10 protein-coding genes are annotated in these 15836 nt (G+C 66.5%); 7 read left to right on the forward strand and 3 right to left on the reverse strand.

Annotated elements, in window-relative coordinates; all coding sequences use genetic code 11:
* Nucleotides 1-9 precede the first annotated feature (9 nt).
* On the forward strand, nt 10-3603 hold the full coding sequence (locus IPM18_08035) for a hypothetical protein (protein MBK9119536.1): 3594 nt from the start codon (nt 10-12) through the stop codon (nt 3601-3603).
* Here the strand turns inward: IPM18_08035 and IPM18_08040 are convergent.
* The gene (locus IPM18_08040; protein ID MBK9119537.1) at nt 3578-5263 is read right to left on the reverse strand and encodes an alkaline phosphatase family protein; all 1686 of its coding nucleotides are present in this window, start codon (nt 5261-5263) and stop codon (nt 3578-3580) included. The genes IPM18_08035 and IPM18_08040 overlap by 26 nt on opposite strands.
* A gap of 297 nt (nt 5264-5560) precedes the next feature.
* Here IPM18_08040 and rimO point away from each other — a divergent pair, with 297 nt between their 5' ends.
* The 3 genes from rimO (at nt 5561) to IPM18_08055 (ending at nt 10157) form a co-directional block, all read left to right on the forward strand.
* On the forward strand, nt 5561-7021 hold the full coding sequence (gene rimO, locus IPM18_08045) for a 30S ribosomal protein S12 methylthiotransferase RimO (GenBank protein ID MBK9119538.1): 1461 nt from the start codon (nt 5561-5563) through the stop codon (nt 7019-7021).
* A gap of 48 nt (nt 7022-7069) precedes the next feature.
* The gene (locus IPM18_08050) at nt 7070-8599 is read left to right on the forward strand and encodes an MBOAT family protein (GenBank protein MBK9119539.1); all 1530 of its coding nucleotides are present in this window, start codon (nt 7070-7072) and stop codon (nt 8597-8599) included.
* Nucleotides 8600-8816: 217 nt separating this feature from the next.
* Nucleotides 8817-10157 carry a thrombospondin type 3 repeat-containing protein gene (locus IPM18_08055; protein ID MBK9119540.1) on the forward strand — a complete coding sequence of 447 codons (1341 nt, stop codon included), beginning with the start codon at nt 8817-8819 and terminating at the stop codon, nt 10155-10157.
* On the opposite strand, the gene IPM18_08060 is transcribed toward IPM18_08055, so the two are convergent.
* Nucleotides 10127-11425: a dihydroorotase gene (locus IPM18_08060; protein ID MBK9119541.1), complete on the reverse strand. Its 1299-nt coding sequence runs from the start codon at nt 11423-11425 to the stop codon at nt 10127-10129. The genes IPM18_08055 and IPM18_08060 overlap by 31 nt on opposite strands.
* Nucleotides 11426-11510: 85 nt before the next feature.
* Here IPM18_08060 and IPM18_08065 point away from each other — a divergent pair, with 85 nt between their 5' ends.
* Nucleotides 11511-12482 carry a homocysteine S-methyltransferase family protein gene (locus IPM18_08065; GenBank protein ID MBK9119542.1) on the forward strand — a complete coding sequence of 324 codons (972 nt, stop codon included), beginning with the start codon at nt 11511-11513 and terminating at the stop codon, nt 12480-12482.
* A 140-nt stretch (nt 12483-12622) separates the two neighbouring features.
* Here IPM18_08065 and IPM18_08070 read toward each other — a convergent pair whose 3' ends face one another.
* On the reverse strand, nt 12623-13108 hold the full coding sequence (locus IPM18_08070) for a GNAT family N-acetyltransferase (protein MBK9119543.1): 486 nt from the start codon (nt 13106-13108) through the stop codon (nt 12623-12625).
* Nucleotides 13109-13294: 186 nt separating this feature from the next.
* On the opposite strand from IPM18_08070, the gene murD reads away from it, so the two are divergent.
* Together murD and mutY are read left to right on the forward strand one after the other, a co-directional pair.
* Nucleotides 13295-14707, forward strand: coding sequence for a UDP-N-acetylmuramoyl-L-alanine--D-glutamate ligase (murD, locus tag IPM18_08075; GenBank protein MBK9119544.1), 1413 nt, complete (start codon nt 13295-13297; stop codon nt 14705-14707).
* Nucleotides 14707-15834 (forward strand): A/G-specific adenine glycosylase, encoded by a 1128-nt coding sequence (mutY, locus tag IPM18_08080; protein MBK9119545.1) that lies wholly within the window; start codon nt 14707-14709, stop codon nt 15832-15834. Before murD ends, mutY begins: the two co-directional genes overlap by 1 nt.
* Nucleotides 15835-15836: the final 2 nt, after the last annotated feature.

The following is a 15836-nucleotide window of genomic DNA, read 5'->3' on the forward strand; positions in this document are numbered from 1 at the left end:
AATAACAGGATGCGATGGCGGAGATTCCGACGTTGGCTGCTCTGGTTGCTGCTGCTGCTGATCGTGGCGGGCAGTGCGGGCTACCTGTACCTTACGCGACCGGCCGCGCTGCGCGCGAAGCTGCTCGGTGCCCTGGCGGCGGCCGGGTTCGAGGGGCTCGACGCGGGACGTGTACGCTTTAGTCTGTGGGGAGTGCTTCGGGCTGAAGACGTGACGTTGGGGGCGTATCCCGGGGTACGGACGGTTGTGCCGGTGATGGTCGAAGGGTCGGCCGCGCCGCTCGTGCAGGCCGGGAAGGTAGATATCAACCTCAATCTGACGGCGCTGATATGGGGTCGGCTGGAAGTCGACGAGTTGCGCCTGGCGGGTGTGCGCATCGTAATCGGTCTGCCGGCCGAGGCACGCACCTCCGAGGATCCACCCGTCGAACTCTCCGCTGCACTGCGGGTCGAAGCGTCACCTAATCCCCAATTACCGCCGATACGGGTTGTGGATGCGGACGTGCGAATCTACAACGTCACGGCGGGGCAGGGGCGGCTCGCACACCGGCGGATGGTGAGTGTGCATGGACGCCCCCAGGGGGCAGGCAGTTACCTCTTCACGGCGACAGACCTCAGTTCGCCTGGTCCGGAGATGACCTGCGCGTGGGAGGCCGACACGCACACGGTGAAAATCTCGGGGTTCGCAAGCGACCTGACGCTCCTCGCACGCTTGGCCGACGCAGACGATCGTTGGTATCCGCGCTTCGCCCCCGCCGGCCGACTCCTCATTGAGGAACTTGCGTGGCGCTGGTCCGGGGATGAAGACGGTGTCGCCCCAAGATGGTCGCTGGCGGACGCGGAGTTGGCGTGGACAGATGGGCGGATTGTGTTGCCGCTGGAGGGGGAGGAAGGTGGCTGGCCGCGCGGTGCAGTGGCAGGACCGTTCGTGGCGTGTGAGGTCGACGAGTTGAGGGTCAGCTTCCGTGGGGCGCCAACCGGGGCGGTGGGTGTGTGGTCGGTGCGGGGTGCCGGACGCTGGCGCACCGGGGATTGGCGGTTCGAGAGCGAGGTTCGCGTTCCGGCATGGTACGCCTGGAGAGAAGCGGAGATCGCATCGGCCGAGGCCGAATTTATGAATATCCCGGTACCTTGCCCGGAGGTCTTTCCGGCTTTCGTACGTTCACCCCAATTGCCAGGTGCGCTCAAGGCACTCTTCCGCGACTATGCCCCTGCGGGCGCTGTGGACCTGCGACTCGCACTGCATCCAGCGGGCTACACAGAAGATGCCGCCCAGGGAGTGCGTGAACGCCTGGAGCTGGAGGTTCGGCCACGCAGTGCATCGTGTGAAGTGGTTCACTTCCCGTACCGCGTCGAGGAGCTGACCGGGCTGATTCGCATGGTCGCTGGGCGCATCGAGTTGCTCGAACTTCGCGGACGGCGTGGCTCGGCGGAGTTGGTGATGACCGGGGTGATTGCGGATACGTCGCGTGAGACGGGGTTCGACCTGGAAGTAAGGGCGAGTGCCGTGCCATTGGATGCGGCGTTGTATGCCGCACTGCCGGAGCGTTATCAGGGTTGGTGGCAGCAGGCCGAACCGACCGGTACGTGCGCCGCGATGGTTAGGATTCGTCGGCCGCCCGGCTCGCCCGAGACCGGGCCGCTGTTGCCGGAGGTGCAGGTTACGACGGAGTTGAAGGGTGCGGGGCTTGCGTTGGGCGACGGGAGCCGAATCGAGGAGGCGCACGGGCGCCTGCGGATTGATGCGGATGGACTGGAGATCGAGGAACTGGCGGGGCGGTGGAACGACGCGGAATTGCGACTGGCAGGCCGTGTGCTGCCGGGCGCGGATGGCAGCGAAATCGACGTGGATGTGGAGGTATACGGGTTATCCGTCGAGCGCGCGGTGCAGTTACCTGGTGGCGGGGAGTATGAATTCACAGGGCGCGTGGATGCCACGACTCATTTGCGGCGTACCGCTGGGAAAGGTGCGGAAGAGTCGGTCAGCGCGCCGCAGCCAGGCCTGGTGGGTTTCGAAGACGACTACCGTGCCGAGGTACGAACCGGCGTGCTGCGCAGTGCGGCTGGATCGTGGCAGGTGGTTCGGGGCACATTGGAGCGCGTCGCCGGCGTCGAGCGGTTGCGCGACCTGGGGCTGGAGCAGTCGTCGCCGCCCGGTCCCGCCCGCGCTGAGTTGGCCGGGCGGTGGAGCGCCGCGGGTGGGGTGGAGTTCCTGCTGGATGCGAGCGCCGCCGATATGGGTGCTTTGCTGGGTCAGGTAATTGCTGCCGACTGGTTGGCCGGGCTGGGATTCGCGGGGCCGGGCACGTTACGTGTGCAGTCGTGGCCACTGGACCAGGATCGCAGTGCGCTGGGGGCACAGGTATACGCTGCATTCCTTCATGGGACGTGGCTGCCGCTGAAGCTCTGGGACGTGAAGCTGACGGCCGAACTGGAAAGGGAGCACTTGCGCGTTCCGCAAGCACAGGCACGCATACCAGGTGGCGGGTATGTGCGGCTCTGGCAGGAAGAGGCGGGGCGCTGGGATGGTGAAGCCCGGGAACTCGACTGGAAGCTGCAAGCGCACGAAGTAGTCGTTGATGCCACTGTACGGCCGTGGCGCACCGATGTGCAGGTACTCATGGATAAACTGGCGCTCACCGCGCGGTTTGACCTTGGTCTGGACCGGTTGCACCTCCGGTGGAACGGTGATGAGATGGTGGTGGCAGCGGCGGGTGAGTTGGACTTCCGCGACAGCTCGCTGTGGCTGGGGCTCACACTGGACCGTTGTGTAGGGAAACTGACCGGTGGAGCCACGTTTGCCGGAGGAACGCTCGCAACGACCGATACAACGCTGGAACTCACGACCGGGCGGATCGCGGGTCGCGCGATCCAGGATCTGCAGACGCGGCTGGTCTATCCCGCCTGGGATGGGAGTGTGGAATTACTTGGTCTGCGCGGCACACTCTGCGGCGGCCAAGTCCGTGGCAGTCTGCGTCTCGATCCGCCGGCCGAAGCCTACGAACTGCTCCTGCAATTGCACGATGTGGCCGCCGCGGAGCTTTGGCCCACGGTGCCGGATGGGGTGTCGAGTACACCACCGAAGCGCGGCCGGATCGATGGGGACATCTGGCTACGCGGGCAGGGCAACACGCTCGCGACGTGCGGCGGCGGGGGCGTCGTGCGGCTGCGTGGTGCGGCACTGCTTGGAACGCCGGTCATCATGCGCCTGTTCACGGTTGCCCAGGCCGAAGCGGGCGACGAACTCGACGAAGCCGCGGTACGGTTCCGCTGGATGGGTACGCGCATCGAGTGCGAGCGAATCGATATCCGCAGCCCGCTGCTGCGATTCGTCGGCTCGGGAACGTGGGACATCGAGACGGACACGCTGGATCTGACGTTGTGGGGGGCGCCACCGGAACGGTGGCCCCGGCTGTTGCTGCTCAGCACGCTGGTGGATCTGGCTGGCCAGGAACTGGTGCAATACCGCGTGCGCGGCACCGTGGCTGCGCCGGAGATAACGGTCGAGCCGCTTCATCGCGTCGGCCGCGTGTTGGGTCAGATGCTTGAGGAACTGCGGGGATTGGAGCGCGTCGTACCTATTCCAGGTAGCCCAGATCGCTGAGGCGCTGCTCGAGGATGCGGCGTTCCTCGTCCGTGTACACCGGCTCGGCGGCCTTGCGCACGATCTGCACCGGCGGCTCGGATTCGACGACGGGCTCGACAGTGAACGCCTCGGTGAGCACGCGGCCCTCCATATCGACGGGGACGCGCAATCCGAGCGCCGCCAGGGCGGTCGGCGTGAGATCGACGATGTGGCCTTGGATGCGGGCGCCGGCCTTCACCAGCGGACCGCCCAGCGCGACGATACCCTCCATGCGGTGCGTTCCCTCCAGCCGGTCGAGAGGGCACCAGCGGACCGCACGGAGGCCGCGGATTTTGCGTACCACGGCCAAGCCGGGATGCGGCGACAGCATCAGGTCTGGCAGGTTGGGGTTGTTCTCACGCGGACAGCGGTATAGCTGTTCGGCCTTATGCACGGCGCGAAAGACTGGGGTGGACTGTCCGTTGGGGTGGCGCACGGTAGCGCGCCGCAGCCGCTCAGCCAACTCATCGCGCAGCGCTTCGTACTCCGACTCCGGAACGATGCCATGCGGACCCCGACCGCGCAGGTTGATATACAGGTAACCGAAGATGCCGGCGTGCATGACGCAGGCGCGGGTGCGGCTCCAGTCCACGGCCAAATCGCGTTCGATCCCGCGGCTACCCTGCTCGAACCGAGTGACACGGCCCTTTGTCAGCCGGTGCCACCAGTGCTGTGCGCGTGTCCAACCCTGGTTCCAGGGGCTGCGTAGCTTGAGATAGCCCCACTTCTGGAGTAGCAGGTTGGGCTGCACCTTGCCGTCGAGACTGCCGTGCCCGTGGTCGGACATGACCAGCACGGTGGCCTGCTGTTGGGCGGCGTACTCGAACAGCCGGCCACAGGCCTCGTCGAGTTTCGTGAAACACTGCGCCGCCAGTGCGGCCTCGGTTGGGTAGCGCTCGCAGTAGCGCGGGTCGAGGTACTTCCAGGCCTTGTGCTGTAGGTTGTCGACGAGCTTGAACACGACCATCAGGACGTCCCAGCCAAAACGATCGCCGAAGTGGGTCGTGAGCTTGACGCCCTGGTCAAAACTGCCCGCGATGTAGTCGAGATTGTCCTTGAGTTGTTCGAGCCGGCCGATGGCCGTGCGGCGCCAATTGGTGCGGTAATCGTAGTGGGGGAGCAGGCGGAAGATTTCTTCCTTCAACTCCGGCGGGTAGGTGAACTGGGCGTCCACACTGGGTGTTTCAAATCCGCTGATCATGAAACCGTTGACGGGTTTCGGTGGGTAGGTCATCGGCACGTTGATGCTGCCCACCCGCAGACCCTTCTCACTGAGCAGTTGCCAGACCGTCTTTTCACGAATTTCGTAAGTGCTGTTAAAAGTCAACGAGTGATTGAAAGCGTCGTACGTTTCGAAATCGAGGATGCCATGCCGTCCGGGCCCCTTGCCGGTCATGAAGGTCGTCCAGGCCGCGGGCGTGATCGGGGGCTCTGTCGAGTAGAGCACGCCGGCCGTTCCCTGGGCGATGAACCGCTGGAGCTGGGGCATCCGCCCGGCCGCCATCAGCGGATTCAGCACATCAAAAGTGGCACCGTCGAGACCGATGATCAGCAACCGCTCGGCAACCGCACGGAGCGGCCGCGGGGCACGCGGGGGGGGCGCGGCCTGCGGGGATACGGTCGAGGTCGGAGTGGTCATGTCGCTCCCTGGGTCCTGGTGCGACCAACGCGGTTCGCACGGGGCGCAGCATTGTAGCATAAGCTACGCCTTGCGTGTCCATCTTTTCGCGCCGGCCCGTTGGCAGGCGCTTCCCGCCCGCTCCGCAAAGCGCGGGAAGTGTACCACTGTCTGCCGGACCTGAGTAGAGTGCTTGCGGGCGGAGTGATGCCAGGCGAGTTGCTGGCGACAGGGGTGCGGACTAGGCTTAGGGGTCTCCCTGAGCGTGTCGCGCGGAGTACGCGGCGGCGGGAGCGTTGCCGGATAGGCCGTCCCATCATGCCCAAGACCACCAGGAAGCGTCCCGATACCGCGGGTCAGAAACGCAGTCAGGCCCTGCCGCAGTCCGCCCGGCCGCAACCCAACCGGCGCCGCGCGCCACAACCGGCACCACCGCCAGTCGTGGGGTTTGTATCGCTCGGATGTGCGAAGAACCTGGTCGATTCGGAAAAGATGCTCGGGCAGTTGGCGGAGTCCGGGGCGGTGCTGACGGGGGACGAAAGTGTGGCCGACACGATCGTGGTGAACACCTGCGGCTTCCTGGAGGCCTCGCGGCAGGAGGCGCTGGGAATCCTGCGTGAGTTGGCGGAGCGCAAGCGGCAAGGGGAACTGAAGCGCATCGTTGTTGCCGGGTGCCTGGTGCAGCGCGACGGCGAGAAGTTGTTGGGCGAGGTGCCGGAGATCGATGCGTTGGTGGGCGTGAATAACCGCGACGATGTAGTGCGCGCGGTTTGGCGGCACGAGCGGGAAGCGGCCCTGGATCGCTACATGGGGGAATATCACCCCCAGCCTTGGTCGGACCAGGGCCGGCTGCGGCTGACCCCGCGCCACTACGCCTACGTGCGGATGAGCGAGGGCTGCGACCAGAAATGTACCTTCTGTACGATCCCCTCCATTCGTGGCCCACTGCACTGCAAGACGCCGACGGAGCTGACGGCGGAGTGCCAGGAACTGCTGGCCGATGGCGTACGCGAATTGATCCTGATTGGGCAGGACACGACGAGCTACGGCCGGGATATCGGTTTTGCCCCCGGTCTGGCGGGGTTGCTGCGGCACCTCGATGCGAATTGTGCGACGGCGAAGTGGATCCGGCTGATGTATGTGTACCCGTCGATCTTCACGGACGAGATGATCGCGGCGATCGCCGAATGCGCCCGCGTCGTGAAATACATCGACATCCCGCTGCAGCACATGCACGACCGGGTCCTCAAGGCCATGGGGCGGCGCGTCACGCGGCAGCAGCAGGAGAAACTGCTGGAGAAGCTGCGGGCCCGGATTCCTGGAGTCACAATTCGCACGACCTTCATCGTCGGCTTCCCAACGGAAACGGAAGCCGAATTCGCCGATCTGGAGCAGTTCGTCCGCGACTTCGGTTTTGATGCGGTCGGCGCGTTTCAGTACTCGTTCGAGGCAGAGACGCCCAGTGGCCGCATGGCGGGCCACCTGCCCGCCGAGGTGAAGCAGGAGCGGCACGCGCGCCTCATGCTCGCGCAGCAGGAGATCGCCTTTGCAGCGGCCCGGAGGCGCAAGGGGGAGACCCTGGAAGTGGTGGTGGACGAGGTGCGCGGGGCAACGGTTGTGGCGCGGCACGCTGGGCAGGCCCCGGAGGTCGACGGGGTTTGTCTGCTACCGGGTACGGCCGGCCAGCCGGGTGAGTGGCTCACCGCCAAGTGCGTGGGTTCCGAAGGTTACGATCTTGTACTCAGGCCCGTGCGGGCGCGGTTGCCCCTGGCGCGCTGACCGCCGGTCATTGCACGCTGTGTGGGAGGCACTACAGTACCGCCCGCGATGGATGCGACCGCATTTCCCCATCTCGCCGCTCTGCTGCCCGGATTGCTGGGGCAATTCACCTTCACCTGGGAGGCGGTCCGCGCCGGCCCTTACGAACCCATTGCCTGGGGGGATTGGCATGGTTTCTGGCTGAGCCGTTTCTTCGCCGAGCACTTCCTCGTCGTCTACTGCGCGCCGCTGTTGCCGGTCCTGCTGCTGCTGCGAGGGGATGGTCTGCGGCGCGGCGTCGTGGTCACCGCACTCCTGTTTCTCACCTACGTGTTCGGTGCGTTGTACGCGGGACTCTGGCTGCTGACGTGCCTGGCGCTGCACGCATTCGCCGAGCGCTTCGCGATCGAGGCACAGCGCAAAGATGTGCTCCAGATCGGCCCACCGTTGGCCGCGATCGGCGTGGTGGGCGGTTGGTACGCGTTGACCATGGCGCTTGGGAAGGTCTCAATGCCCGAGGCCTGGAACACGGCCTTGCATGCGAACTTCCCCTGGGTCTACCCGCTGGGCGCGCGCGGCTGGGATTGGGAGCCGGTGTTTGTGTACCTGTGGGGCGGGGCGCCTGCTGGTTCGGTCCCGGGGTTGTTCGCCGCGCTCTTCTGGGATGTGCATTTCGTGGGGACGGCCTACCTCGCGGTCCGCATGTTGCACTACCTCTCGGAGATCAAGCGGGGGAACCTGCCGGCCGCCCAGCGTACACGGCTCAATTTCCTCGCCTATGTCTGCTACGCGCCGACCCTGATCCAGGGTCCGATCGAGCGTTTCGCGCCCTTCCAACAGGCCATGGACACCTGCCATGCGCAGCGGTGCTGGGCGAACGTGCCGCCGGCCCTGGGGCGCCTCATGCTCGGGCTGGCCAAGAACCTGCTTGCCAAAACCTATCTGACCCAACTGCTCTGGTACGAATTTCACCTTGGCCAGGACAACCTGCTGTGGCGCAGCCCGGAGGAGATCGGGAGTTTCTGGCTGTTGTACCTCAGCCCCGTGCTCATACTGCTGAAGCTCTACCTCGAGTTCAGCGGTTACTGCGACATTGCGGTCGGCTGCTCGCGGCTGCTCGGCTTCCGGCTGGTGGAGAACTTCGACCAGCCGTGGTTGGCCACGAGTCTACGAGATTTCTGGCGGCGCTGGCACATCAGTCTGTCACTGATCCTGCGCGACTACGTCTACATCGCACTGGGCGGCAACCGGCAGCGTGCCACGCTCAATTTGTGCCTCACGTTCTTCCTGTGTGGCATCTGGCACCGGCTCATTCTGCAGGTTGGCGTGTGGGGACTCCTCATGGGCCTGATGGTGGCGGTCAATCAAGGGTGGGTGGATCGGACAAAGCGCTGGGATGCGCAGCCGGAACAGGGGCTGGGACGCGTCCGCCGGCTGTGGTTGCGCTGTGCGCCGCTGCCCCAGATCGCGGCCTGGTTGCTCACGATGCACGCTTTCTTCGGTTCACTCCTGATCTTCTTTGGCGGTTGGGGTGGGGTGCGCGTACTCGGGGAGCTTTTGCGACGGATCGTAGCCGCGGGTGTGGCCTTCTGTTCCTGAGTCATTACCGGTGAGATTAAGAAAACTTTGTGGCGCAACCGCTCTCGGCGGATCATTTGCTGTTCGTGTTGACCAGTGCGGGTATACTGGATTCGCCTGTTCGGACGGCATGCGCCGTCCTTGCTGATGTCAGAGTTGCAGGGTTGGAGAGAGGCGGCGCTCCGCAGGTATGTTCCTCGGGCCGATTGTACGTACTTGGACACCGGTTGGGTTCTCCGTGCGCGCCGGCAGTGTCATGCTGCTTGGCCTGCTAGCGATCGGAACCTGGCGCGCGAATGCGCAGCCGAGCGAACTACCGGAACTTGTTGTCGTGATCGGCTCATCCGTCCTCCCCACCGATGCCGTGCTGGGACTACCCGATACGCGGGTGGGGGATACGCTCGTCATCGACCTGCGGCTGGAGAACCGGGGGGACCAGACCGTTTACTTCGAGGGGGAATCGATGCTGACGTTCGATGGACCGGCCTCCTTCGCCTTGCTCGAAGCGCCGCAGGTGATGGTGATCGATCCTGGGGAAATAGCGAAAGTGCGGTTGAGCTTTTTTCCGCTGCGACCGTGGGCGTACACTGCGGCCCTCGAGTTTCGCACGCTGGTGCCGACTGAAAGTACACCGACCGGCGACTTCCACCTCGAATTCGCTGGCCGGGGGCGGGTCCTCGACTGCAATTGGAATGGCGTGGATGATGAGATTGACCTGCTGAACGCTTTCAGCGCTGATTGTGACCAGAACGGGGTGCCCGATGAGTGTGACATCGAACTCGGACACCTCGCCGATCTCGACGACAACGGCGTCGCTGACCTTTGCGATCCCGACTGTAATGACAATGGCTACCCCGATGGCTACGAACTACTCAGGGGTTGGGAGAACGACTGCAACCTCAATGGCCGACCCGACCGATGCGATATTGCGAGTGGCGACTCGCTTGACCTGAATCACAACGGTATTCCGGATGAGTGCGAAGCGGACTGCAATGGCAACGGAATTCCGGACGACCTCGACATCGCCCTGGGTCTGAGCTCCGACTGCAATGGGAACGGCATTCCCGACGAATGCGAACTGGCCGACGGCCTGCTCGAGGATTGTGACGCCAACGGCATCGCCGATCTGTGCGAGCTCGACAGTGATGGCGACGGCATCATCGACGCGTGTGACAACTGCCCGTCTGTCTACAACCCGGACCAGCTCGACAGCAACGGTGACGGCACGGGCGATGCCTGCGCGAAGAAGGATGACACCACGAAACCAGGCGATAGCGATATTCCGGATGATGGCGGTGCACCCGGCGACGGCGGCCAACCTCCGGGCGGGGATGCGGGCGATGGCACCACTCCGCCGGCACTCGGTGACGACGACGGTCACGGTCCGGAAGACCTGCCTCCCAACAATGAGGATGCGACCCTCCCCGATCGCATGGTTGAATTCCCGGACGAACTGGGCTGCGGCGGACCGCTCTGCGGAGCCGGCCTCGCTCCGTTGCTGCCGTTGATGATCCTGGGGCTGGGCTCGTGGAAAGTGCAGCGCCGCCGTCAGGCCGGCGCCAGCCGCCCGTGCCGATAGCGCCACTCCCCGTCGACCAGCGTGCCTACCGCTCGCGATCGCACCCGCCAGCCGTCAAACGGCGTATTGCGACTGCGCGAGCGCATCTCGCCGACCGCAATGGTCCACTCCAGGTCCGGATCGAGCAGCACGATGTCGGCGGGCTGATCGACGGCCAGGGTCCCGCCCGTGACGCCGAGCAGGCGGGCCGGGTGGGTTGACAGCGCCGCGATCAGTTGCGGCCAGTCGATGCGCCCAGACTCGATCAGCGCCCGGACGAAGAGGGGCACAGCGGTTTCGAGGCCGATGATGCCGAAAGGCGCATCCGCAAACTCGTGTTCCTTGTCTTCTGCCAGGTGCGGCGCATGGTCCGTGACCAGGCAGTCGATCGTGCCATCCGCGACACCCGCAAGACACGCCTCGACATCCGCCTGGCTGCGGAGCGGCGGCTTCATCTTCATATTCGTGTCGTAGCCGGCGCAGGCCTCATCCGTCAACAGCAGATGATGAGGGCACACTTCGGTGCTGACGCGCTGTCCACGCTGCTTTGCCGCCCGCACCATCGCCACCGCGTTCGCAGTCGAGACATGCGCTACGTGGTAGCGTACTCCGGCCTGCGCCGCGAGCAGGATATCGCGCTGCACCATCACGTCCTCGCTGAGGCCGGAGATGCCCGCCAGGCCCAGGCGCGTGGCCGTGGCACCGGCATGCATGACGCCGCGCCCGGAGAGGGTGGGGTCCTCGCAGTGCTGGATGAAAAGGCGCTCGAACATGCTGACGTAGCGCATCGCCCGCAGACAAACGCTCGCATCGGCCACGCCGCTGCCGTCGTCGCTGAAGGCGATTGCGCCCGCCCGCACCATGAGGCCGATTTCGGCGAGTTCCTTCCCGCCCCGCCCCTCGGTCAAGGCGCCGATCGGGTAGACGCGCGTATGGGCGGAACGGGCCGCCTGCCGCAGGACGAACTCGATGGCGGAATCGTTGTCCAGCGGTGGTTCGGTGTTCGGCATGCAAGCCACGGCCGTAAAGCCGCCCGCGGCGGCCGCAGCCGTGCCGCTCTCAATGGTCTCCGCTTCCTCGTAGCCCGGCTCGCGCAGGTGGACGTGCATGTCAATCAGGCCCGGCGCGACGATCAGGCCGGCGGCATCGATGACCTCGTCGGCATCGGCGGGGGCGCGTCGACCCAGCGCGGCGATCTTGCCATTGCGCACGGCGAGGTCGGTGATCTCGTCGATTTCCTGGGCCGGGTCGATTACCCGCCCACCGCGGATCAGGAGGGTCTTGGTCATGTGCTGTTGTCGCCACGGGCTGGGGTCGTAGCGCGCCGCCGCACGGCGGCCACGCCGGGCGGTATCATAACGCTGCTGGCGGTGTGTGCCACGGAAGCATCAAGGTCGGCCCAGCGCGCAGTTTCCGGCCAGGCAGGAAGTGGACTGGCACAAGCTGGAGGTGCTCGGCGTGGTGCCGCGTTTCGAAGACCGCCTGTGCGCCGGGCCGCTGGTGCTCGACGGTGCGGTCGGCACCGAGCTAGAGCGGCGGGGTATCCCCTGCGAGTTGCCGCTGTGGTCCGCGCACGCGCTTCGCACCGCACCTGCGGTGGTGGCCGCGATTCACACCGACTACGCCCGCGCCGGAGCGGAGCTGCTGGTGGCGAACACGTTTCGGACGAACCCGCGGACCTTGCGGGCCGCCGGAAGCGCGGCAGAGGGTCCGGAGCTGTGTCGGCGGGCGGTCGCGCTGGCTCGCGCCGGTGCGGCGGCGGCGGATCGACCGTGCTGGGTCGCCGCGAGCGTGGGCCCGGTAGAGGACTGCTACCACCCCGAGCGGACGCCGGGTGCGGAGGCGCTGGCGGCGGAGCATGGGGAGTGGGCGGACTGGCTGGCGTTTGCGCAGCCGGACTTGGTATGGATTGAGACGATCGGGACGGTGCGGGAGGCGGTTGCGGCGGCGGCCGCAGCGCGGGAGCGTGGGCTCGCGTACGGCTTGTCGCTGATGCTGCGGGCGGATGGGGCGCTGCTCGGCGGGGAGACGCTGGCAGAGGCGGTGCGTGCGGTCGAACCACTGGGGCCGGTCGCGCTAGGTCTGAACTGCATCCCGCCAGCAGGTGTTTCGGAACTCTTGCCACATCTGCGGGCGCTGACGGGCGTACCGCTGGCGGCGTACGCGCACATCGGCAACCGGGTGCCGCTGCGGGGCTGGTCGATCGCAGAGCGCCCGACACCGGAAGCGTATGCGGCCTGCGTGGCGGAGTGGATCGAGGCGGGGGCGACGGTGGTCGGCGGGTGCTGTGGAACGACGCCGGCGCACATCGCAGCGGTGGCGGCAGTGGTGCGAAGGCGCGAATAGCGCAGATCATCGGCCAGTCGTCAGCTCGCGACGGCGGCCGCATATACGACCCGGACTCTTGTCTCCCGGTTGGGGAAACACTGGATTGCGAGGACGATGGGCGACAGTGCCATCCATACGATACGTCGAGTCGTATGCAGCTAGGGCACGGCTCGGTCCTGCGTCGCGGTCCAGTCGCACTCCATCAGCACGTAGTCCGTCGCGGTCAGGCCGAGCGCGCGGTATACCTCCTGCGCGCGATCATTGTCGCGGTCGACGTACAGCCGCAGGCCGCAGACGTGTCCAACGGCGCGTGCCCGCCGCTCTACTTCGGCGTGCAGGGCGCGGAAGACGCCGCGGCCACGCTGCTCGGGGGCGACATAGACGCTTTGAATCCACCAGAAGTCGCCGTCGCGCCAATCGCTCCACTCGTAGGTGACGAGGAGCTGGCCGACAACGATGCCCTCCACCTCGGCGACGAGGTAGAAGCCGCGGGCGGGCTCCGCGAGGACGCGCTCGACTCCACGGCGGACGGCGGCGGGGTCGAGCCGGCGGTGCTCGGTCTCAGCGGCCATGGCGACGTTGTAGGCCGCGAGCGTGTCGCGGTCGGTGGGTGCGGCCGGGCGGATGGAAAGCTCGTTCGACATCGCCTAACGTACCTGCAATTCAGTCCCCCGAGACGCGGAGCACGCGGGCAGTATACCGGTTCCACGCGGCTCCCGCGCGACGACTTCCGAGACTCCCTGATGCGAGTCGGGGGATAGGACGGTGTGCCGGCGTCTTGGATCCCCACGACCTTGGGCGCGTGATGCGGCGAGGAGTCGAACCGTTTTATGAGCGACGACTGGAACGGCAAGCGTGTCACCGTGATGGGGCTTGGACGCTTCGGCGGTGGCGTTGGCGTCGCCCGTTGGCTGGCAGCACAGGGGGCGCGTGTGACGGTCACCGACAAGGCCCCGGCAGCAGCACTCGCCGAGTCCGTCGCCGCCCTCGACGGCCGCGGCGTGACCTTGCGTCTGGGTGAACACGTTGCTGAGGATTTCGCGGCCGTCGACCTGGTGGTTGTCAATCCCGCCGTACCGGACACCTCCGAATTCGTGCAGTGCGCTCACGCGGCCGGCGTAAGTGTGACGACCGAGATCAACCTCTTCGTCGAGCGCTGCCGCGCCCGTTGTATCGGGATCACCGGCAGCGTCGGCAAGTCCACGGTCACGGCGATGACCGGCCACATTCTCGGAGTCGCGTGCGCCGCCGAAGAACCCGCGGCACGACCGGGGCGGCGGGTCTGGGTAGGGGGCAATATCGGGTGTTCGCTGCTGGATATGCTGCCGGAGATCGCCACGGATGACCTCGTCGTGCTGGAGCTCTCCAGTTTCCAGCTCCAGCGCACGCCGCTCGTGCGTTGGAGCCCGCACATCGCGTTGCTGACCAACATCACACCGAATCACCTGGACTGGCACGGGACGTTCGCGGCCTATGTGGCGGCCAAGCTGAACATCCTGCGATACCAGGATCCGGCGCGGGACGCGATCATCATGGCCGACGAACCGGTTCTGCGGGGCATGATCGACCAGCTCTTCGGCGACGTCTCGGGTGTGTGGCGCTACGGCCTGGATGGCGATCGGCCGCGCGCCATCCAGCAATCCACCGCCGCCGTTGATTGCGACGACCGGCGCATCGCCTGGCCGAACCTCGAGCTGGCCGTTCCTGGCCGGCACAACCGGCTCAACGCGGCCGCGGCGCTGACCGTCGCATACGCATTGGGAGTGCCGGGCGATGTAGCGGTGGCGGCCCTGCGGACATTCGCGGCGCTACCGCACCGCTTGCAGAGAGTGGCGGAGGTCGAGGGGGTGGCGTGGTACGACGACTCGAAATCGACTACGCCGGAGGCCGCGCTGACGGCGCTCGCCGCGTTCGAGCGGCCGGTGCTGGTCATCCTCGGCGGCTATGACAAAGGCAGCGATCTGGGGCCATTGGCGATTGAGGTCGCGCGCCGGGCGCGCTTCGCCGCCTGCATCGGCAAGACCGGTGCGGGGCTGGCGGTGGCGATCGCGCGGGCCGGCGGTGTCGCTGAGGATTGTGGTACGCTGGCGGTGGCGGTGGCGGCCTGTCGGGCGCGGGCCCAAGTGGGCGACGTGGTCCTCTTGTCGCCGGCCTGCGCATCGTGGGACCAGTTTGAAGACTATCGCGCGCGGGGTTTGGCGTTCGCGAATTTGGCGCTGGCGGGTGCGGATGTGCCGCAGTGATGCGCACCACACGACCGGATCTTGCGACACCGGCGGCCCGCAGCGCCTTTCGCCGCGCGCTGCTTGCGTGGTATCGGCGGAGTCGCCGCATACTGCCTTGGCGGGCGACGTGTGATCCCTATGCCGTGTGGGTCTCGGAAATCATGCTCCAGCAGACCCGTGTAGAGACCGTCGTTCCCTATTACGAGCGCTTTCTTGCTGTGTTCCCGGATGTGTACCGGCTCGCGGCTGCGGATGAGCAGCACGTGCTCGAGCGCTGGGCAGGGCTTGGGTATTATCGCCGGGCGCGCCTCCTCCACCGGGCCGCGCGCCAGATTGTCGCGGAGCGGGACGGTGTGCTGCCGTCCCGTGCTGCGGATTGGCAGGCGCTGCCGGGGATCGGGCGTTACACCGCGGGCGCGATCGCGAGCATCACCACTGGTGAAGTCGTGCCGGCAGTCGATGGGAACGTGCAACGGGTGCTGGCGCGCCTGCTGCGAATCACGGCACCCGTGAACCACCCGGCCACTGAGGCGCGCCTGTGGGACCATGCCGCCGCGCTTGTCGCGCCGCGCACCCCCGGAGATTTCAACCAGGCGCTCATGGAGCTGGGCGCGCGGGTCTGCACACCGCGTGGCCCCCACTGTGGGGACTGCCCGGTGCGGCGCTGGTGTGCGGCCACAATTTCCGGAGTGTCGGATGCGCTGCCGGTGAAGACCGGGCGGACACGCGTGCGCCCGGTCCGCGCGGCCGCGGCTGCAATCCGGGGGCGGGCGGGGCTGCTGCTGGTACAGCGGCCGGCGGAAGGGTTGCTGGCCGGGCTATGGACCCTGCCGACCGTGGAACTGGCGGATGGCGCGGATGCGGTCACGATGTTGAGCGCGGGCCTGGCGACGCAGTTGGGGTGTTGTGTGCCCGTCAGTGGCGCGGTCGGGGTCGTGACCCACCAATTCACGCATCGCCACCTTACATTAGAGGTCTATGCCGCGCGCTGGCCGGTTGGCGGGCGCCTCGCGCGGGCCCGCGTGCCGGCCCGTTGGGTTGATCCGGCCGCACCGGACGGACCGCTCGCCACGGTGGATCGGAAGATCTTGGCGCTGGTGTGCGCGCAGGAATCCCTCACCACGACTACCGAGCGGGTCGTGTAGCC

This window comes from Phycisphaerales bacterium (assembly GCA_016716475.1).
In the GTDB taxonomy this organism is placed as follows: domain Bacteria; phylum Planctomycetota; class Phycisphaerae; order UBA1845; family Fen-1342; genus JADJWG01.